The sequence below is a fragment of the Litoribacterium kuwaitense genome (genome assembly GCF_011058155.1).
Taxonomy (GTDB): domain Bacteria; phylum Bacillota; class Bacilli; order Bacillales; family DSM-28697; genus Litoribacterium; species Litoribacterium kuwaitense.
Map to the genome: position 1 here is coordinate 189,821 of NZ_JAALFC010000002.1, position 20,545 is coordinate 210,365.

The following is a 20,545-nucleotide window of genomic DNA, read 5'->3' on the forward strand; positions in this document are numbered from 1 at the left end:
GTCACTTTATCATAAAGTAGTATGTGATGAATGTATACACCGGTGACTGACCGGTCATTTTTTTGATGGGGTGGAGAAGTTTGAATGAAAAAAAGAAACGAATTATTGAATCCGCACTGTCGTTAGTTGGTGAAAAAGGCTTTCATGCGACATCGATGCAAGATATCGCTAAGAAAAGCGGTATGTCAAAAGGAGCGCTTTACTTACACTTTTCGTCTAAAGATGAGCTGAACGTAGCAATGCATACGTACTATCATGAACGCTTTCATGAAATGGTTGTCAATATTTCTGCCGACCCTTCGTTAACTCCGAAAGAACGATTGATCAAGCAAATCGAAAGCCTGTTTCTCATGCTTGAAGAACACAAAGCGGCATTGCACGTTTTTATCCAAGATAACCTCTTGCTTGCTCAAGGCACGAAAGCCATCCGATTTATCGAAAAAGAGAAATGTGAATCGGCTGAATGGCTGATTGCTGCGGTCAAATCCATCGTGCCAGCAGAAGCAGAGAAATACGCTTACGATATCAGCAATTTTGTGGAAGCCTACCTTTTATCATACATAAAAATGCTGTTAATCGAAAGGTTTGACGTAAAGCCGACAGAATTTGCTCACTATGTGATGCGGAGAATAGACGACGTTGTAGCAGGACTCTTACAAAGAGATGAAATGGTGTTACAGGATGTACAAGCAGCGCAACTTAAAGTGGGCGTCAAGTCTGTTCATCATGAACTGTCCGATTTGGAAACGGAGATTGAAAAAAGCCAGTTGGATAAAGATAAAAAGGCTGAGCTCCATGTGATGCTGGACGTTTTGACCCATGAGCTGAACAAGGACGCGCCACAGAAGATCGTTTTTCAAGGGATGCTCTCGACACTCGACGAGTACCCGGAATTTAAAGACAATCAATCTCGTATTCTAGCAATGGTTGAAAGAATGTTATCCATGAAGGAGAAGGAGAAAACAGATGAGAAATCAACGTAATGCACTAGGGCTGATCATCAGTATTATGTTCGTTGTTTTTGCAGCTGGATGTTCACAGCAGCCTTCCGCAAGTTCTACGACTGAGGAGGAGGAGCCGAGCACGCCTGTGATGGTTGAAAATGTTGAAGGCGGCTCATTAGATGTGAAGAAAGAAATCGTTGGCAACCTTGTTCCGGAAACACAAGCAAATGTCACACCAAAAGTACAAGGTGAGCTTGTCAGCTTAAATGTAAAAAAAGGTGATACGGTTCAAAAAGGTGACGTGCTTGGAAAAATAGATGATGAAAGCTTGCGCGAGCAAGTTGAATTGCGGCAAATTGGCTTGCAGCAGGCACAGGCGCAGCTGGAACAGGCGAAGCTGTCACGCCAGACTGCGCAAAACGGCTTGAAGTCGGCGCAAAACCAGCTTGAGCAAGCAAACATTAGTATTGAGCAAGGGAAAAAGGGCTACGATACAGGCATGACCGATTCAGACTTGAATGTCGATAATGCCCGGATTCAATGGGAAGATGCGAAAGAAAATGTAGAGAAATTAGCGAACCTGTATCGTGAAGGGGCCATTCCTTATCAAGACTATCAAGCAGCGATTGATGGGGAAAAGCAGGCCCGTATTGCCTTAGAGCAGGCGCAGCTCGCCGCGGAAAACTCGGAAAACACAGAGGATATCCAAATGCTTGAATCACAAAAGAAAGCGGCTGAGATCGGTATCGCGGATGCGAAAGAAAACATTAAAAATGCGGAAAATAGCGTGCAACAAGCACAAAATGGTGTTCAGCAAGCACAAACTGAGCTGGAGCAGGCGCGCAGTCAGCTGAACGACCCTGTGTTATATGCGCCATTGACTGGTGAAGTCACTTCGATTTCTAATAAAGTCGGAGAAATGGTGTCTTCGGCAAATCCTTTTGCGACAATTGTCAGCCTAACGCCGGCAACCGTGCGTGCGCAAGTTAGCTCAGAGCAGCTTTCGTTGTTTACAAAAGGGGAGACCGTTGATGTTATCATCCCGTCTATTGATGAAACGCGTGAGGCGACGGTCTCATATGTCGCGGCTGCCTCTGAAGACAATGGTTTGTTTACCGTGGAAGTGACGCTGCCGAACGAAGACAAAGTGCTGAAGCCAGGTATGGTGACGAAAATCGCGGTCACGACAAGTGTTGTTGACAATGCATTGCTCGTGCCAACAGAAGCCGTCGTTGAAGCGAACGATGAGGCGATGATCTATGTTGTTGAAAATGACCGTGCGGTGCAAAAGGACGTTGAGATTGTGGAAATGCAGTCTGATGTGACCGCCGTGTCAGGAGACTTTTCAGCGGGAGATACAGTGATTGTGAAAGGGCAGGGGACGTTAAACGACGGCTCGCTTGTTCGCATAATGGAAGGGGACGAATAACGTGAAGCGCCTAGTAGGTACGTCCGTAAAACGACCTGTCGGCGTCATCATGATCGTCTTGTCGATCTTGGCGCTCGGGTTCGTGTCCTTACGTAATTTGCCGGTTGACTTGTTTCCAGATGTCGAAGTTCCGGTCGCCGTTGTTGCGACGTCCTATCCAGGAGCGGCGCCGCAGGAAGTTGAGAATCTCGTCTCTAAACCATTAGAATCCCAGTTAAGTACGATTGAAGGGATCGATATGATTCAATCGAACTCTTCACCGTCATCGTCGCTCGTCATGCTCATGTTCCAGACGGGGACGAACTTAGACAATGCGATGCTTGACGTCAGGGAGAGCGTCGATGCGGTCAAGGCGATGCTGCCGGATAGTGCTAACGATCCGTCAGTGCTTCGCTTTGATCCGCAGCAAATTCCGGTCATGTTTGTCGGCTTGACTGGTGCAGATTTAGACGAGCTGCAAAACATTGCCGAAACAGATGTAGAGCCAGCGTTCACGCGAGCGCCTGGTGTCGGCTCGGCGACGATCAACGGAGGGCAAGAGCGGGAAATTCGTCTTGAGCTGAACAAAGCTCAGCTCGCTCGTTACGGCCTGACGCCGAACCAAGTCTTATCGACGGTCCAGCAAGAAAACGCCAACGCTTCTGGAGGTGTACTCTCGCGAGGAGACAAAGAGCTGCAAATCCGGATCGAGGGCGAGTACGATTCATTGGATGACATTAATAATACGCTCATCTCCTTGCCAAATGGCGGTCAAGTGAAAGTGTCTGACGTGTCGACGATGGTCGATTCGTTTAAAGAGATGAGCAGTGTCACGCAAGTGAACGGTGAAGAAGCACTCGTCATCTCGATTTTGAAGCAGTCGGACGCGAATACTGTTAGCGTCGCTGATGAAGTGTATAAAGCGATGGACGATATTCAAGAGGAGCTCCCTGAAGGAGTCAACATTTCGGTCGTCCAAGATACGTCGACCTTTATACGCGACGCGATCGATTCAGTAATTAATAACATTATCATTGGAGCGGTGCTGTCCGTTCTTGTCCTGCTCCTCTTTTTGCGCAGCGTTCGCTCGACGCTCGTCATTGGCTTATCGATCCCAATTTCGATTATTGCCGCCTTCTCGTTAATGTACTTTACCGGTTCGACGATTAACACGTTGACGATGGGTGGACTGGCGCTCGGCATCGGGATGATGGTCGACAGCTCGATCGTTATTCTGGAAAATATATTTTCTTATAAGGAACGGGGCTATTCGATCAAGGATGCGGCAATTATCGGTGGCTCAGAGCTTGGCTCAGCCGTCTTTGCCGCGACAATGACGACGCTCGTCGTCTTCCTGCCGATCGTGTTTACGTCCGGGATTGCGTCAGAGCTCTTTACACCGCTGGCATCGACCGTATCGTTTTCGTTGGTGTCGTCGCTCATTGTTGCACTCACGTTAGTGCCGATGCTCGCGTCGAAGTTTTTAACGAACAAGAAGAAGAAAAAGCGCGGCTTGTTCAAACGGAAACAGAACCTTGCAGACGAAGAAGCTTCGTCTGAAGATGACGATACGGATGAGCGTGTGACCGAAGCAGGTGACACCGTCGTGCCGGCAGCTGAAGCAGACGCAGGTGATGCGCCGAAAAAGAAAGCGTATTGGTTCGATCGCCTGTTAGGCAAGTTGACAAGCGTGTACGAAAAAGCACTACGGAAAGTCTTGCGGTTCCGTAAAACGAGCTTGCTCACTGTGTTCCTTCTCTTTATCGCCAGCTTCTCCTTAATTCCGATGATTGGCGGCGAGCTCATCCCGGCTTCCGATCAAGGTCAGTTATCGATTAACGTAGAAACTCCGGATGGCACACGTTTACAAGAGACTGAAGGTGTGACGAACCAAGTGAACGAGGCGCTTCAGCCGTATAATGATGTCATCGAGACAAATTACTTGGAAATCGCCGGCTCAAGTGCCAGCGGTGGCGTCGGCAGTAGTGCGGCAAATGTCGCGACCTTTATGATTCAGCTCATACCGCCTGACCAACGTGACGTAACGACAGATCAAATGATGAACGAATGGCAAGGTCTGTTTGACGATATTGTCGGTGCGGAAGTGACCGTTGCGGCAATGGATGCAGGGCTTGGTACGGGATCGCCGTTGCAAGTGCAGCTCCGCGGTGAGGAAAATGAAGTGCTGCGTGAGCTGGCTGACCAGGTGACGTGGGTGCTTGAAGATATTGAAGGTGTGTATAATATTGAAAGCTCAGCGACAGCATCACGTCCAGAGATGCAAATTAACGTCGATCGCGAAACAGCGGCGATGTACGGGTTGACGTACAGAGACATTTCCGGACAAGTCGAGCTCGCTTTTAACGGAGCAACAGCGACGCAATACCGTGAAGACGGTGACGAAATCGATGTGACCGTGACGCTTCCTGAAGACGAGCGTCAAAGCATCGCTGACTTGGAAAATACGACCATTCAAACACCGAACGGGCAAATGATTCCATTATCGACTGTCGCGACGCTCGATCAAGTGAGTGGGCCGGTAGAGATCACGCGGCAAAACCAGGAACGTCAAATTAATATTACCGCCGATGTAGAAGGAAACGACCTTGCGGGGGCTGCTCAAGCGATTGAAGCAAACTTAGGATCAATGAACTTCCCAGAGGGGTACGATTACTCTTTGGGCGGACAGACTGAAGACATGGCAGAGTCGTTTGCCGATCTCGCCGTAGCGATGGTTTTCGCGATCTTCCTCGTTTACGCGGTCATGGCGATCCAGTTTGAATCGATGGTCTTCCCGTTTGTGATTATGTTCTCGATGCCGACGTCGGTGATCGGTGTGCTCATCGGACTCTTTATCACCAATACGTCCCTCAGCATCCCTGCCTTTATAGGGTTTATCATGCTCGCCGGAATTGTTGTAAACAACGCGATCTTACTCGTTGAATACATCAACATCTTACGCGAGCGCGGCGAGGAACGTCTGCAAGCCATCATTGAATCTGGGAAAAGCAGGATGCGTCCGATCTTAATGACGACGATCACAACAGCTGCTGCGATGATTCCTTTGGCGTTAGGTATTGGTGAAGGTAGTGAGACACAACAACCGCTTGCGGTCGTTATCATCTTTGGTCTCTCGTTCTCGACCTTCTTTACCCTGTTGCTCGTTCCGTTGATGTATACGTATATGGACGATTTCTCCAACTTTATGAAACGCGTGTTTTCAGGAAAATGGCGTCCACGCATGCCGTTTAAACGCAAGCCGAAGGATACCGCTGACGATACAGGCATGAATGTATAAATTTTGGTGTAAGAGGGGGCTTGAAGGAGTCTCCTTCTCTGCCAACATCTTTTAGCTAAAAGGGAGAGGAGTTAACACCTGTGAAAAAGAAACTATGGATTCCTGTACTAGCAACGACTGTCATTGCCGCAGGACCGCTCTTCACATTAAAGGCCGATGAAGCAACGAACTGGGATTTAAAACAGGCTGTTAATAAAATGGAAAAAGAAGATTTAGCGAACGACTTATACGAAACCTTGCCCGATTTGTCTGATGAAACACAGCCTTATCAAGGGGAGTTTTCCGACGATCTTGAAGATATTCAAGATGCGCAAACGGAATATCAAACGTTAGCCTCCGAGCTTGGTCGAGAATTCGGCTATTATCAAATGCTATACAACTACTGGTTGGCGAAAGAGAGTGATAAAGTACAGCAAAAATCACTTGAAAATGCCGAGGAAGAGCTACGCTTGACGACCCTTCGTTATAAAGAAGGTGTATCTTCCCGTCAAGAGATGATCCAAGCTGAGGTGTCCGTCAATAATGCGAAAGCCGAGCTAGAAGGCAGCCGGCAGCAAATGAAGTCACTTCGTAATCAGTTAAACCAAATGCTCGGCAACGACCAGCTCCGTAAGGATTTGCTCGTCAACGTGCCAGCCTTTACGCAAATTAGCGTCGGGCAATACCAAGCCGACAATCTATACAAGTCTGTCAAAGACGATCATCCGTCATTAAAGCCGATCAAAACAGCCGTTAACATTTACGATGACATTGCTGATGATGCCACCTCGCTTGACGTTTTAGGGGCTGAGCAGTATGAGCAGACGATCGATTCGATCAATGCACAGCTCAAAGTCTTAGACAACGACATTGACTTTGGCGATATTATCGATGACATCGAAAATGCGGAGGACATCGAGGATATTTCAGACGAGGCGATGAACTTGCTCATGCAATTTATGGCACAACAGCAAGTCGCCGGTCAGAAGGATCAGCTCATTGCCCAGCGTGACGCAGCTGAAGAAGCGCTTGAAGATGCGAAAGATGACCGAGACGATGCCGAGGAAGAGCTGGAACGGTATTACGAAGCGCAAAAGAGCGACAGTGAAGTTCGGTTAATGCAGCAGCATCAGGCGCTCAAGCTGAAAAGCCAAGACTTTGAAAACCAATTTTTAGCCATGAGCGAGCAAATCGCCCTCTATGAACAAAATATCGAGAAGGCGAAAAAAGGGTACGACATCTCAGTTGAGGCACTTGAACAAGGAACGATCACGCCAAACGAGCTTGAAAATGCCCGTCTCCAAGTGAGCAATGCTGAGCTTCAGCTGCTAAGTGCGCAAAAAGACTATGCTTTGTTACGAGAAGAGCTGCGTCTCTTTAAAGAAGGTTTAAGCAGTGGTGGCTCAAGCGCCGGTGGCGGTGCAGGCGGCGGATTTTAAAAAAATACACTCGTAAATCGTCAGGTGAATGTGCCTGGCGATTTTTCAATGCCATTGCGAAAAAATAAATCTATCTTTCGCCATTCACACGATGAGTGAAAGCAATGTATAATAGAGGTTGAATTTTTAGACAAAAAAGCTGCGAAACGTTCGTTCGTCTCACAGCTTGCTGAAGTTATTTTCAGACATGCAGCTAGCATACGTTTTTTCCTGCATTATTGTATGGAGACGACAAGCGAAAGCCTTGAAGATGCTCGCAACGAATGAACGAGCAAGAGACGAAAGCTTTGCCAAGTCGAGAAAGGGGAATATAAAAGTGAATGTCAATGAATATATCGAACAATGGTTTGTACAGGATAAAACGTTACTTGAACGGGTGAACGCACGACTAAATGAGCACGATATGCCGCATATTTCTATAGATTTAGCTGCAGGGCAAATGCTGCAGTGGCTCATTCGTCTGTATCAGCCAGAGAGCGCACTTGAAATTGGTGCTCTCGGCGGATATAGCGGCGCCTTAATTTGTCAGGCGATGGGGGCAAAAGGGCGCCTCGTCAGCCTTGAACTAAAGGAGGAGTATGCCGCTGTTGCTCATGAGACACTACAGTCGGAAGGGCTTGGCAATCAAGTCGAATACCGGATTGGTGAAGCGCTCGAAACGATGGAAAAGCTCAGCAAAGAACGGGCGACGTTTGATCTGATCTTTATTGATGCTGATAAGAAACAGTATAGTGATTATTTAGATGCGGCAATTCGTCTGTCGACGTCAGGAACAGTGATTTTAGCTGATAATGTATTGCGCCGTGGAAAAGTACTCGATGAAAATGATGCATCACCGCAAAATGAAAACATGCAAGCATTTAATAAAAAAATCGCCGCCCATCCGCAGCTCGACAGCTTTTTGTTCCCTGTCGGCGACGGGATCGTAGCAGCGCGCGTGAAGTAGGGCGATGTCATTCAACTGCCCGAGTGTAGACGAAATCAAACTAGATTTTTCTGCACTCTTTCTCTGTAAGCTTAGCGTACAGCATTCCCCCGTTGGTCAGCAGGCTGATCACCGCTTTGCTTCGTCAGCGGCTGCCACGCTCTTTTCCTCAAAAACGAAAGCCTTGCGTCTAGGCTAAAGCTTCGATCGCTGAGAAATATTTTTTTCTACGAAATGTTTACGCTCACTTTACGTGGCCTTAAAATTCCTCCTTTATAATGAACGTTTAGAAGCCTTGGTTAAGGCAAATCTGTTCGTTTTAGAGGAGGGGACAGCATGCAGCGCCAGTTCATTGGTGGAAAAGTATTATTGATCGGCTTTGTGCTTGCAGTCGGCTCATGGAGTGCAGCGCCATCTTCTGCTGCTGAGACAAGTCAATCGGCGGTGGCTGTAGAAGAATTGCCGCACGGCTCCTATGTCGATATCGATGACATGCTACGTCAGTCTGATATGGCGGAGAATGACGTCTTGGTTATGCTAAAGCAGCTGCGCGCCCTTGCCAAGCAAAGCGATTCGCAAACGGATGCATTACAATATTTCAGCTATGCAACGGAAGCGACGAAAGTGATTTCGGAACAACCGTCGGCACTTGTCAAAGCGGAGCTCGCTGCTTTAGTGAAGGAAAGTGAGCAGCCTGCTGCTTTTGTCGGAGAAAATCATTGGTTTTTCGTCGAACGCTTCGTCACCCTCGCCAAAAAAGCACAATAAGTCGTGAAACAAGACTTTTTTGCATGCTACAATGAGAAAAAATGGCTGGCTGTGAGCGTGCGGTTAAAAGTGGATCGATGCGGTAAAAAGTGAATTGAGCCAAATGACGTCCGGTGTTGATCGTCTCGCTCTTCTTAGTCATGCATGAAAAAGGCGAGGTGGATCGTATACACAATGGCACTAGAATGGACAAACATACTCAATCCTTCTACAGGCACGCTGGCGTTGACTTTTTTCGTATTCGGTATGCTGTTTGTGCTCGCACTTGAACAGCTCCTTGCCGGCATTAGTATACACCGGACAGGGAGACACGTGCCGTTTATCTTGGTGGCACTCTGTCTGATCGGTATGACGAGTGCGCTCTCCGTTGGTGTCAACAGCGTGCTGAGTCCGCAAATCGTCGAACAGATCGACCAGCTTACGTTGTTTCTTAGCTTAGCCATCGTGACAAGTTTGCTACGTTCACTCCACGTAGACAACTGGCAAAGAATGACCAACCATCTTGACTGGCTGCTCATTGGTGCTGGAGCAGTTGTCGTCATCTTTCTACCGCCGACGGCTTTTACGGTATGGATGGTCGGCTTACTGCTCTATTCGTGCCATTTGATGTGGACGTTATACCGCAAACAAGCCCATTTAACCGTTTGGTCGGCCGTCATGCCGGCTGCGTTTTACATAAGCATCGCTAGTGCGCTCTTCATACGAGAGCCTTATTTATTCTCATCTTTCGGAATTGTCGCTGTTGTCCTTTGGCAACGGATCATCCAACACGAAAAGCTGAGGCGTTCCCTTTGGATGGCAGAGCATGCTGTTGCACATAAACAGCATATGAATGAGGTCGAAAAACACCAGCTTGCTCAACGAGTCGCTACACTTCGTAAAGCAGAACACGAGGTTGCGCTCGTTTTGGCTGAACGCAATCATTCTCCGGCAAAAAATTTGAATGCCGCGACAGATGGGGAAACCTATGCCTTATCGATGCCAGCTCTCACATCGCTGTTAAAAGAAACGCTTGACCATCAGAAGCACTTCGCTGTTTTTACGTACCACTTGACGACCGACGACCCAAAAGCTTTGCTGCCGCCGAAAATGGCGATTCTGTTCTACCACGCTTTGACCACCATCATTCAAGCCACACTGCACGAAGACATCCGTCATTTTCAGATCGAATGCCGGGTCGCTGACCAACAGCAGCAACAAGCCCGCATATTCCTCCAAGGGCACACGGAAGCGTCCATCGCTCAGCTTCAGCACCGTTTAGCACAACAGCTGCACACATCTACGCTGCTCAACAACGACGTCGTCAAAGTAAACGAGCAATTGCTTGAAGTTACGCTGTGGAATCGGACGCCGATGTGAAAACCGCCCCAAACGAAAAAAGTGCAACCAAAGCATACAAAACTTTGATTGCACTTTTATTTAGCTGAAGGATACGTTATGCATTTTCGTTCGCTTCTTCTTGTGGCGCTCCTGGCATTGCCGGTGCTTCTGGCTCTTCGATAAACACTTCAATCGACGAATCCGCACGTAATTCTTCGATAATGTCGGACGTTTGCTCACCTTGCTTCTGTTGCTTAAGCTGAGCGACGATCGTTTCTTTCACTTCTTCAAACGGAGGGAGTGTCGCTTCGCCTTCAGCGCCCTCGCCTTCGCCGCCTTCACCTTGAGCCCCGCCAAGGATGAGCGACTGCTGATCGTAAAATTCCTTCGCCTCCTCGTCGGTCACTTCAACCTCACCCGTGCGATCAGCGACGTAATTTTCTACTTGAATACGTTCGGCTAACAGACCGCGATATTCATCTTCTGTAAAATTCGCCTGCTCGATGCCTTGCTTCAGCTTGTCCTCACCGCCGATTTGCTCGGCTTCTTTTGTCCATGCCGCATTAATTTCCTCATCGGACGGCTTAAAGTCAGCGGATGCCGTGAGCAGAAGCTCTTCATTGACGAGAGACTGGGCTGCAGAGTAGTACATTTGATTTAATTGCTCATTTGGCGCGTCTTCCACGGTTTGCCCGTATTGCCCGAGCTGGGCTTCGATTTGATCTTCAAGACGGTCTTTTTGAATTTCTGTATCATTGACCTTCGCCACGACATCAGGGATTTCCGTCAGAGCAACATCTCCTGATTCAGTTTGCTCAGCGCCATTTTCAGGTGCCTGCTCACCTTCCTCAGGGGCTTTCGTATCATCGTTTGAGCACGCCGCCATCGTTAATAGCACCGTGAACAAAAGTGTGGTCCATTTTTTTGACATAAAACAATCTCCTTTCAAGCATTCTACGTAATGGTTCGTATCGTACCACAGAGAGATGGGGTTCTGTCAAAAAAGAGTCGACCACTGGTATAGACAGCCTGTGCTTCATCGGCATATAATAGAGAGAAGAAAGAGGATGCACGGCATTTTTAAACAAAGGATGGGTACAAAACGATGAAAACAATACTTCGTGGCGTTACAGTCTATACTGAACGAGGTGTGATCGAAGACGGAGAAATTGCATTTGAACGCGGCAGCATCGTCGGCATTGGCGAAGCAGGACGCCTGTCTACTGAAGGCGCGAGCGTCATTTCCTACGATAAGCCCGTCCACGTGATCCCGGGCATGATCGATGTTCATATTCACGGGACGCACGGCGCGGATACGATGGACGCAACGACAGAAGCGCTCGATACGATGAGCCGTGGTCTGCCGGAAGAAGGAACGACGAGTTTTCTCGCGACGACGATAACCCAGGAGCAGGAAGCGATTGAAGCCGCATTAGCCAATGCGAAAAACTATATTGAAACCGAGCAAAAGCCTGGTCACGCAGAAGTGTTAGGGGTGCATTTAGAAGGGCCGTTTTTAAACGAAAAGCGTTGTGGCGCTCAGCCAAAAGAGCATATGGTCACGCCGAGTGTTGACGTGTTTAAAAACTGGCAAGCACTTGCGGGTGGACATATTAAGCTCGTCACGTTAGCACCTGAGCTTGATCAAGACCATGCGTTGACGGCTTATTTAAAGGCAAACGGCGTCATCGCGTCGATCGGTCATTCCGATGCTGATTACACAGAAGTGATGGAAGCCGTCAACCACGGCGTGACGCATGCAACGCATTTGTATAACGGGATGAAAGGGCTGCACCATCGTGAGCCTGGTGTCGTCGGGGCTGTTTATATGAACGACCGCATTACCGCCGAGTTAATCGCGGACGGCATTCACTCCCGTCCGGAAATGCTTGATCTCGCATTGCGGATGAAAGGTCCGGACAAGCTCGTGCTCATTACCGATGCGATGCGGGCAAAATGTTTAAAACGTGGCAATTACGATTTAGGCGGACAGAGTGTGACGGTCACGGATGATCGAGCGGTTTTAGAAAACGGCGCCCTCGCCGGAAGTATTTTACGTATGGTCGACGGTTTGAAAAATATGGTGGAATACTCCGGGAAAAGCTTGCGCGACCTGCTGCCGATGACCGCCTATAATCAAGCGCAGGAGCTCGGCGTCCTCGCCCGCAAAGGCAGCCTTGCTGTCGGGAAAGATGCTGACATCGTCGTCATGGACGACTCGTTCTCGGTGATTGAAACGTATTGCCGTGGAACATTATCATTTGCGAAGAAAGAAGGAGAAGACGAATGAACATTAAAGTTGTCGATCACAGTGCCGAAATGGCCGTCGAAGCTGCAAAAATCATGATGGAGATCATGAAGACAGAGGAAGCGCCTGTGCTTGGACTCGCGACAGGCGGGACACCGGAGACGACATACCGCGAGCTCGTCAAAGCGGCCAACGAAGGTCAGGTCAGCTTTAAAAACACGACGACGTTTAATCTCGATGAATACGTCGGCTTACCGGCAAGCGATCAAAACAGCTATCGTTACTATATGGAGGACAGACTGTTTAACCATGTCGATATCGACCGGGAAAACACACACATTCCAGACGGCATGGCCGAAGATATCGATGCGGAAATCAAAGCCTATGAAGAAAAAATTAAAAACGCCGGCGGCATTGACCTCCAGCTTCTCGGGATTGGCACGAACGGACATATCGGTTTTAATGAGCCAGGCACACCATTTAACACACGCACGCACGTCATTGCCCTTGATGAATCGACGCGCGAAGCAAATGCCCGCTATTTTGCTTCAATTGATGAGGTCCCGACCCATGCGATTACAATGGGCATCGAAAGCATTCTCGAAGCGAAAAAGATCCTTCTCTTAATTTCAGGAGCAAAGAAAGGACAAGCACTAGCGGAAGTATTGTACGGAACCATTCGTGAGGACGTACCGGCGACAGCGCTGCGTAACCACCCTGACGTCACGATGATCGTTGACCAAGAAGCGTATGCAGCTGCGAAAGTGCCAGGTGAGGAAGACGTGCATGCTTGATAAATCGTCTTCGGTGCCGATGTATTATCAGCTTTACGAGCGCCTGAAGACGGCGATGATAACGGGCGAGCTCGCGGCGGGAGAGATGATACCTTCCGAACGCGAGCTCGCCCAGTCTTTTCAGATCAGTCGCATGACCGCCCGGCAAGCCATAACCGAGCTCGTCCACGACGGTTATGTCACGCGGAAAAAAGGAAAAGGCACCTTTGTCGCCAAACGAAAATTCGCCAAAACGCTCTTAGGTGTCAAAAGCTTTACCGAAGAAATGAAGGAAAGGGGACTCAGCTTACAATCGACCCTTTTATCCTATGAAAAAAAACAGCCTCCCGCTGTCATGCGCGACGCATTAAAGCTCTCGAATGCACAAGACGGTCATATTTTTGAACGGTTACGTCACGTCGGCAAAGACATGCTCGCGATTGAAAAGACGTGTTTGCCGGTTACGTTATTCCCCAATTGGACACCACAGCAGGCGAAAACCTCTTTATATGCGTACATCGAAAACGACTGCGGCATGACGATCGACCACGCGCGTCAGGAGATCGAAGCGGCTGTCGCCGATCGCTCACAGGCAAAAAAGCTCCAGATTGATGTCGGAGAGCCCCTCCTCGTCATAACCCGCTGTACGTACAATGACGAGCAGGTGCCCATTGAATGGACGAAAACAACCTTAAAAGCCGACCAATATAAATTTATGACGGAAATGAAACGTTAAGCCAGTGACCAATTGGTCGTACCCGCCTTGTTACACTGCACCTGAGGGTGACAATTGTTTTCCATAAAGCCGGCGCTACCTTTTTTTCAAAACAAACGAATGACTTTGTCTACACTCCGAAGCCTGCAGAATTGCAGGTTTTTTTACATGTTACGATCGATAAAATCTTAAGATTGATTTGGATGAGCTTTCACCATAAACACGTGGTGACAAGCGACGTTCTTCAAAGGGTTTATATCAACAGTTACACGAGATGTTACATTTGTTTGAACGTGCAGTTGGCGCCGTCATGCCATTTTCAAAGATGACCTTGTCGAAAGCGTGAGAGTGATGTAAGATTGTGTCAATTGATGCAAAAGAAGCGAACATCTTTACAAAGTAGCACCAACAGACAGAAAAGGTGTACTTCGTGTCGAAAGAGAGATAAAGACATAGATACAGAAATTCAAGGATTGTGATGATAACAGACGGGGTGAACAAATGTCTCAGGCAAAGAAGGACTCATTATTCAGGACAACGGTCGACCACCATTCTATGATCGACGTGCTGCGCGAGGCGTACCAAAAAGCGGAAACGTCCGAGGCGATGACAGTGGAAGAATTAGTGCGGGTGATGATCGGAGAGCTGCAGCCGTTGCTGATTAGCGAACGGCAGACAAACGATTAAAAACGCACCTTTTTCGTTGCAGCGATGTAAACTTAGGTAAGGCAGTGATTGCGTTTAGCGAAAAGTGTGCGGAGACAACTTTGGAAGCTTGAAGAAGCGTTTTAATATATGAAGAAACTCGGATGCATATTTTGATGTCAACGTCCAAATGACTTTAGCGATAAGCACTCTTTTGACGCCGCTGTTTTTACAAAAAGACTTTCTACGATCAGAAGCTACAAGGCAAAAGAAAGAAGAAAAAAGCTGACTTTCAGCAGTATAGGCCACGATTAAAAAGCACACGATCGCCGGGGTGCTTTTTTTTATCTATATAATAAGGAAGAAACTCGACAACGACTTGTTTCCATTTGAGTACAATCGATCGGGAAATCATAAAAAAATAATAAAAAGGTGAAACTTTTCTACGCCGCAATCCGTCTATATACGTGAGAAGATCAATACAGGAAAGAGATTGCAAATATATCAATTTCTTAACGGCTGTCATGGAATCGTAAAGAAAAAACGCGTCTGATTTCCAAAAATGCTCATACACTGACTAGCGAGTGTAAAATTCTTACCATTCCTAGTCGCAAAAGAAAAACCCAAGGGTTTAACACCCATGGGCTTGTGGTAAATCATTATGTAACAGATTAGTTGAGGACGCGGCGAGCGCCAATGTAGCGTGAACCCCAGTAGTAAGGGTCATCGATATCGGAGATCGACACACCATTCGATGTCGCGGAGTGAATGAACTGTCCATTTCCAATGTAGATACCGCTATGTGATACGCCGTTACCGGTCGTATTGAAGAAGACGAGGTCACCTTCTTGCAAGTCTGATTTAGCAACGCTTGTCCCAGCGCTGAATTGTGCACTTGTTGTCCGTGGCACCCACACGTCGTGAGAATCCATGACTGTGCTAATGTAGCCAGAGCAGTCAAATCCTGTAGCAGCCGATGTGCCACCGTAAGCGTAAGGTGTTCCGATGTAATCTTTTGCTGTTGAGATGATTTCATTTGATGAACTTGCGTCTGCTGTTGGTACGAATAATGAAGCTGCGATTGAAAAAGCAGCAATTCCTGTCGCGATTTTCTTGAACATTGTAGAACCCACCCTATGTTTTGTTTTTGTTCTTTCTTATGTAGAGGCGACTCAAAAGCGTTTATTCTATATATCTACCTTTTGAACCCTCATGTGGTAAAACAGGTAACTTTTTCTGTTTTTTCTCTCTGACGGTAGTCTATCATAAGAAGCCTCTTATTTTTTTACAGTTTCGTAACAAAACGACAACAACTGTCGATTTATGAAAAGAACGTGGTATGATGGATTTACAAGGAAGAGGTTGCCTCTTCTGCGTAATTATGCTAGGGTATGTCTCAGCAAGCTAACAAAATAAAGCGTTGCTGGATGGTCAGTGGACAAATTTCCATAATTTTGGTCTTTGAATCTATGGAAGGTTAAGGTACACTAGGCATATCGAAGCGAACCTACCAGTCATTAGTAAATCTAACAAAGATCGCTTTTCGAGAGTTGACATGGTTCGCATAGAAAATTATACTAGATTTTGAGTTTCATTGATTTTGGGTTCCCCCGCTTCGCATTTGGAGCGGTGAACTATATAAACTAAAAAAAGCTACATATTAAGGGAGGAAATTATTGGCATGGCGTATCAACCAAAGTCATTTCGTAAATTTTTAGCTACAGCAACCACTGCCACTGTTGCTGCCGGTGCCATTGGCGCGGCTGCTCCTGCAGTTGCCAACGCACAAGACGTATCATTCTCTGACGTACCTGCAGATGCATGGTTCGCAGAAGCTGTATACAGCCTAGCAGCAGAAGGAGTTATCGAAGGTGTTGGAAACGGCATCTACGCTCCAGATGAGTCTATGACTCGTGCACAAATCGCTACTTTATATGCAAACTACCTAGACCTAGACACTGAAAATGTAACAGCTCCTGGCTTCTCTGATGTAGACGCTGACAGCTGGTACTACGGTGCGGTTGCAGCTGCTGTTGACGCTGGTCTTTTCGAAGGCTATCCAAACGGCACTTTCCAACCAAACGAATCAATTAACCGTGCTGAGCTTGCAGAAGTTATCTCTCGCTCATTCGGCGTAGAAGCTACTTCTACAAACACACCATTCACAGACCTTGAAGGCTACGGCTGGGCAGAAGATTCAATCGCTGCACTAGTAGAAGCTGGAATCGTTGAAGGCCGCACAGCTACAACTTATGTACCTGGCGCTGACGTAACTCGTGCAGAAGCTGCAGCTTTCCTTTACAAATCAGTTCAAGCTGGTTACGGCGAGCTTGTTGATCTTGTCGAAGTTGAGTCTGTTGAATCTACAAACAGCACGACAACTACAGTAACTCTTCCAGAAGCTTTCGAAGGTGAAGAAGGCGAAGAACTATCTGCGAAGAACTTCGAAGTACTCGTTGACGGCGAAGAAGTTGAAGTTGAGCTATCCGAAGTATCTGAAGATGGCCTAACAGTTACTTTGACTCACGAAAGCCTTGACGGCAAAGAAGGTACTTTGACAGTGAACGACGTTGAAGCTGAGTTTAACTACGCTGAAACTGTCATCGACTCTGTTGAAGCAATCAACCTTGGTCAAGTCGAAGTTACATTCTCTAACAGCGAATTCGACAAAGTACAGGCAAGCAACCCTGAAAACTACTCTTTCGAAGATGAAGATGGCGACGATCTTGAAGACCAAGACGACGATGAAGTTGAAGTTGTTGACGTAGTCATCGACGGAAACAAAGCATTGCTTACTCTTGGTAACAAAGATGACAACAGCATTATCAAAGGTGTCGAAAACCAAACTGATGGAAAAGTGATCGTTGACAAGAACGTTCTTGGTGAAGAAGAAACGTTTGACGTTGAATACAGCGACAGCACAATTCCTGAAGTAACAGACGTTCAAGTCATTGGTGAAGATGCTGTAAAAGTATTCTTCTCTGAGCCGATGGACGTATCTGACCTTGATGCAAGAGACAGTGACTGGGATGACATCTTCACAGTTGAAGAAGATGGCGACGAGAAAAACATCCGTGAAGTCAAAGTAGGTACGCGTAACGACGTTGCAGTCATCGAATTGAGTGGTGCAAACTTCTCTAACGGCGACACAGTAACAGTTGACGTTGACAATGAGGTTGAAGACCTTGCTGGCTTTAACGTATCTCCAGAAAGAGTTGACGTAGAAGTTGAGGAGAACGACGAAGAAATCGAAATCGTTGGCTTCCGTAACGCTTCACAAACGGGAATCACACTTGTCTTTAACAAAGACTTGAGCAGTGACAATCTTGATGCAGATGATTTTTATCACACAAATACTTCTAATAGAGCTGATACAGCAGATGTGATCAACGGAAATGAAGTAAAACTTACTTTCAAATCTGAAGATGCTCTTCCTGAAGGATCTGCAAAACTTTATGTAGCTTCTGGCACGCTAGAAGACTACTGGGGTAACGATCAAGACAAAACTCTTGAGTACACAGTAGAAGTTGGAGAAGACAACTCTGCTCCTGAAATTGAAGACATCGATTATGATAATAAAGAAATCACAGTTGAGTTCAACAAAGAGCTTGACGAAGATTCTGCTGAAGATGAAGACAACTACAAGATCACTGATGAAGACGGAGATGAAATCAATGTCGACATCGAAGATATCAAGTTGATTGATATCGATGATGAAAACGACAATGGTGTCGTCATCACTCTTGAAGATGAACTTCCTTCTGGTACGTATGATCTTGAAGTATCTGATCTAGAAGATACTTTCGGAAATGCGATTGATACACTTACTGACGATTTCGACGTAGATGCTGACGATGACTTTGACGCACAAGAAGTGTTAGAAAACACATTAGCTTTCGAAACTGGAAATGATGAAGAACTAGAATTCATCGTTGATTTCGGTCGCAAAATGGTAACTGGTGACGATCGTTACTCTATCGAAAACCTAGAAAACTATAAAGTAGAAGTTAAGTACGATGGCGATGAAAACATCGACAATGGTGAATATACTCTTGGTGCTCTAGATGAAGAAGATGAGTTTGACGTTTCAGTTACAGCTTCTGACAATGGTTACGCTGCTAAAGTGACGATTGAAGCAGATGAGCCAGAAGACTATAAAGCGCTTCTTTTCGATTCTGAAGACAGAGATAGCCTAACACTAAGCTTCGACAATCTTGAAGATGACTATGGCAACCGTTCAAATGAGACTGATCAAGATGAGATTAAAGTACTTGAGAAAGACGAAAAGTCTAACCAAGTAACAATTGTAGATGCAGTAAAAACAGATGACGACAAAGTGAAACTTACACTAAACAAAGCAGTTGACACAGTTGACGAGAATGACATCCGTGTGGGTGGTCATGATGTTGACAAAGCTAAGTTGTTGTCTGGTGGAACAATCGTTGAATTGACACTTGAAGATGATATCTCTGTTGGTGACAAGATTACTGCTGAGCCAGAAGCCTTCGAAACACCATTTGGCTTAACTTCTGTAGAGTACGGAGATAAAGGCGAAGAGTTTTCTGTAGGTGAAGAAAGAGACGGAGACGTCATTGACGAGACGAACACTAATTTCGCTAACAGAGACATGAACTATGTTGCTGCTGATGGCACTGACCTAGGATACTTTGAATTTAACCTTGTATTCACTGACGATGTTGAATTCATTGGCGCTGATCTAGCAGATAGCGGTGAATTCACACTGACTGGTTCTGACGGCGAAGAGATCGAGTACTCCACTCAAGAAGCTGAAGGAACATACCAATTTGTTGATAATAATGATGATGACATTATGACAATCAAAGTGTTCCCTGAATTCGGTGAAGGTAATCAATCTGGAGAAACTAACGTAGATGAGTATGTTGACGTTGATTTCGACGGAGATACTGATGCACTCGAATACGCTGACGGTACAAATGTTGAAGACTTCAACTACCGTGTGTCAACGAAATCACTAAACTTTGATGCATTAGCAACAGATAATGCCCCAGCAGTAGACACTGTTGAATTAGCTGCTGATGGAAAATCAGCAACAATTGATTTTGGTAGTGAAACTGCTGATGTAAAAAACTTTGAAGCAGATGCTTACACTGTAAACATTTTAGACCATAAAGGTCAAACTGTTTCTGAAGATGTTGATGCGACTGTTAAAGTAGCTTCTAATGGTGCTACTGCGACTGTAACATTGGGTGAAGATGTTGGTCTAAAAGATGGTCAAAAGCTAGAAGTGACTAACACAAATGACGACACTTCTGCTCAATCTGAAGAATTAGTAGTTATTCCTGAACTTGGCGAGACACTTGATGAATTTGGTTCAAATACGTTTAAAGCTAACGTAACCAATGAAATCAATAATTTAACTGCTGAAGAATTTAAAATTGTAGTAGAAACTGAAGCAGGAGAACCTGTAGAAGGAGTAGAGATTACTGATGTCTCTATTAACAGCCTTGGGAATGTAGTATTTACAGTAACTGAGGGTAAGCTTGAAAATGGCCAAAAAGTTACAGTTAGCGTTGTAGATGGTGAAACTTCAGCAACTGGTGAAGTTTCAGGACTTGAGCCAGCGCCAGCTCCTGAAGCATCTGCAAGCAATGTAAGTATTTCTGGTAATACTGCTACTGAGGCTACAATCACAGCCGATCTTACAGTTGAAGGCGACGTTACTAAAGAAGATATTCAAAATGCTACTGAAGTTGTTGTTACATCAGCCGCTAATGGTCAAGTACCAACTAGTGTAGACAATGTAACTGTCAACGATGATCTATCTTCAATCACGATTAAAGTTACTGCGGATAATGGATTAGATGCGGATGATTTAACTGCAGAAGTTACTATTAATCTGTAAATACTCCTTATGATTAGTTGGATACCGAGATTTAACTCGGTATCCAACTTTTTTGGCTTTATAATATGTGTTGGGCTTCACGAAAAAAGAAAAAAAATACGGCTCTACAATATTTGTTGGGGTTTACGAAAAAAAGAACAAAAAAATACACACAAGCTCCTATATCTTTACTACACTTGAGTTGTCGAAAACAAGAGAG

At 46.2% G+C, this 20,545-nt stretch carries 14 protein-coding genes; 12 read left to right on the forward strand and 2 right to left on the reverse strand.

All coding sequences use genetic code 11. The annotated features are described in order from the left end of the window. Positions 1–80: 80 nt before the first annotated feature. From G4V62_RS02895 to G4V62_RS02925, 7 genes are all read left to right on the forward strand, one after another. Positions 81–983 (forward strand): TetR/AcrR family transcriptional regulator, encoded by a 903-nt coding sequence (locus G4V62_RS02895; RefSeq protein WP_165199249.1) that lies wholly within the window; start codon positions 81–83, stop codon positions 981–983. After that, on the forward strand, positions 967–2,373 hold the full coding sequence (locus G4V62_RS02900; protein WP_165199250.1) for an efflux RND transporter periplasmic adaptor subunit: 1,407 nt from the start codon (positions 967–969) through the stop codon (positions 2,371–2,373). Before G4V62_RS02895 ends, G4V62_RS02900 begins: the two co-directional genes overlap by 17 nt. Position 2,374: 1 nt before the next feature. Beyond that, positions 2,375–5,650, forward strand: coding sequence for an efflux RND transporter permease subunit (locus G4V62_RS02905; protein ID WP_165199251.1), 3,276 nt, complete (start codon positions 2,375–2,377; stop codon positions 5,648–5,650). A gap of 80 nt (positions 5,651–5,730) precedes the next feature. Next, positions 5,731–7,068 (forward strand): TolC family protein, encoded by a 1,338-nt coding sequence (locus G4V62_RS02910; RefSeq protein WP_165199252.1) that lies wholly within the window; start codon positions 5,731–5,733, stop codon positions 7,066–7,068. 316 nt (positions 7,069–7,384) lie between these two features. Beyond that, positions 7,385–8,014: an O-methyltransferase gene (locus G4V62_RS02915; RefSeq protein ID WP_312855419.1), complete on the forward strand. Its 630-nt coding sequence runs from the start codon at positions 7,385–7,387 to the stop codon at positions 8,012–8,014. Positions 8,015–8,329: 315 nt separating this feature from the next. Further along, positions 8,330–8,761, forward strand: a complete 432-nt coding sequence (locus G4V62_RS02920; RefSeq protein ID WP_165199254.1) for a hypothetical protein — start codon at positions 8,330–8,332, stop codon at positions 8,759–8,761. 174 nt (positions 8,762–8,935) lie between these two features. Beyond that, a complete protein-coding gene (locus G4V62_RS02925) occupies positions 8,936–10,120 on the forward strand; it encodes a hypothetical protein (protein ID WP_165199255.1) in 1,185 nt (394 codons plus the stop codon). A 76-nt stretch (positions 10,121–10,196) separates the two neighbouring features. Here G4V62_RS02925 and G4V62_RS02930 read toward each other — a convergent pair whose 3' ends face one another. Next, positions 10,197–11,012, reverse strand: a complete 816-nt coding sequence (locus G4V62_RS02930) for a SurA N-terminal domain-containing protein (RefSeq protein WP_165199256.1) — start codon at positions 11,010–11,012, stop codon at positions 10,197–10,199. Positions 11,013–11,186: 174 nt separating this feature from the next. On the opposite strand from G4V62_RS02930, the gene nagA reads away from it, so the two are divergent. The 4 genes from nagA (at position 11,187) to G4V62_RS02950 (ending at position 14,504) form a co-directional block, all read left to right on the forward strand. Beyond that, on the forward strand, positions 11,187–12,371 hold the full coding sequence (nagA, locus tag G4V62_RS02935) for an N-acetylglucosamine-6-phosphate deacetylase (RefSeq protein WP_165199257.1): 1,185 nt from the start codon (positions 11,187–11,189) through the stop codon (positions 12,369–12,371). Then, on the forward strand, positions 12,368–13,123 hold the full coding sequence (nagB, locus tag G4V62_RS02940; protein ID WP_165199258.1) for a glucosamine-6-phosphate deaminase: 756 nt from the start codon (positions 12,368–12,370) through the stop codon (positions 13,121–13,123). The genes nagA and nagB overlap by 4 nt, the downstream gene beginning before the upstream one ends. Beyond that, complete coding sequence (locus G4V62_RS02945) at positions 13,116–13,838, forward strand: GntR family transcriptional regulator (RefSeq protein ID WP_165199259.1); 723 nt, start codon at positions 13,116–13,118, stop codon at positions 13,836–13,838. The genes nagB and G4V62_RS02945 overlap by 8 nt, the downstream gene beginning before the upstream one ends. Positions 13,839–14,318: 480 nt before the next feature. Beyond that, positions 14,319–14,504 carry a YwzD family small protein gene (locus G4V62_RS02950; RefSeq protein WP_165199260.1) on the forward strand — a complete coding sequence of 62 codons (186 nt, stop codon included), beginning with the start codon at positions 14,319–14,321 and terminating at the stop codon, positions 14,502–14,504. A gap of 629 nt (positions 14,505–15,133) precedes the next feature. Here the strand turns inward: G4V62_RS02950 and G4V62_RS02955 are convergent. Next, complete coding sequence (locus G4V62_RS02955) at positions 15,134–15,583, reverse strand: C40 family peptidase (protein WP_165199261.1); 450 nt, start codon at positions 15,581–15,583, stop codon at positions 15,134–15,136. A 560-nt stretch (positions 15,584–16,143) separates the two neighbouring features. On the opposite strand from G4V62_RS02955, the gene G4V62_RS02960 reads away from it, so the two are divergent. Beyond that, positions 16,144–20,346, forward strand: a complete 4,203-nt coding sequence (locus G4V62_RS02960) for an S-layer homology domain-containing protein (RefSeq protein WP_165199262.1) — start codon at positions 16,144–16,146, stop codon at positions 20,344–20,346. Positions 20,347–20,545: the final 199 nt, after the last annotated feature.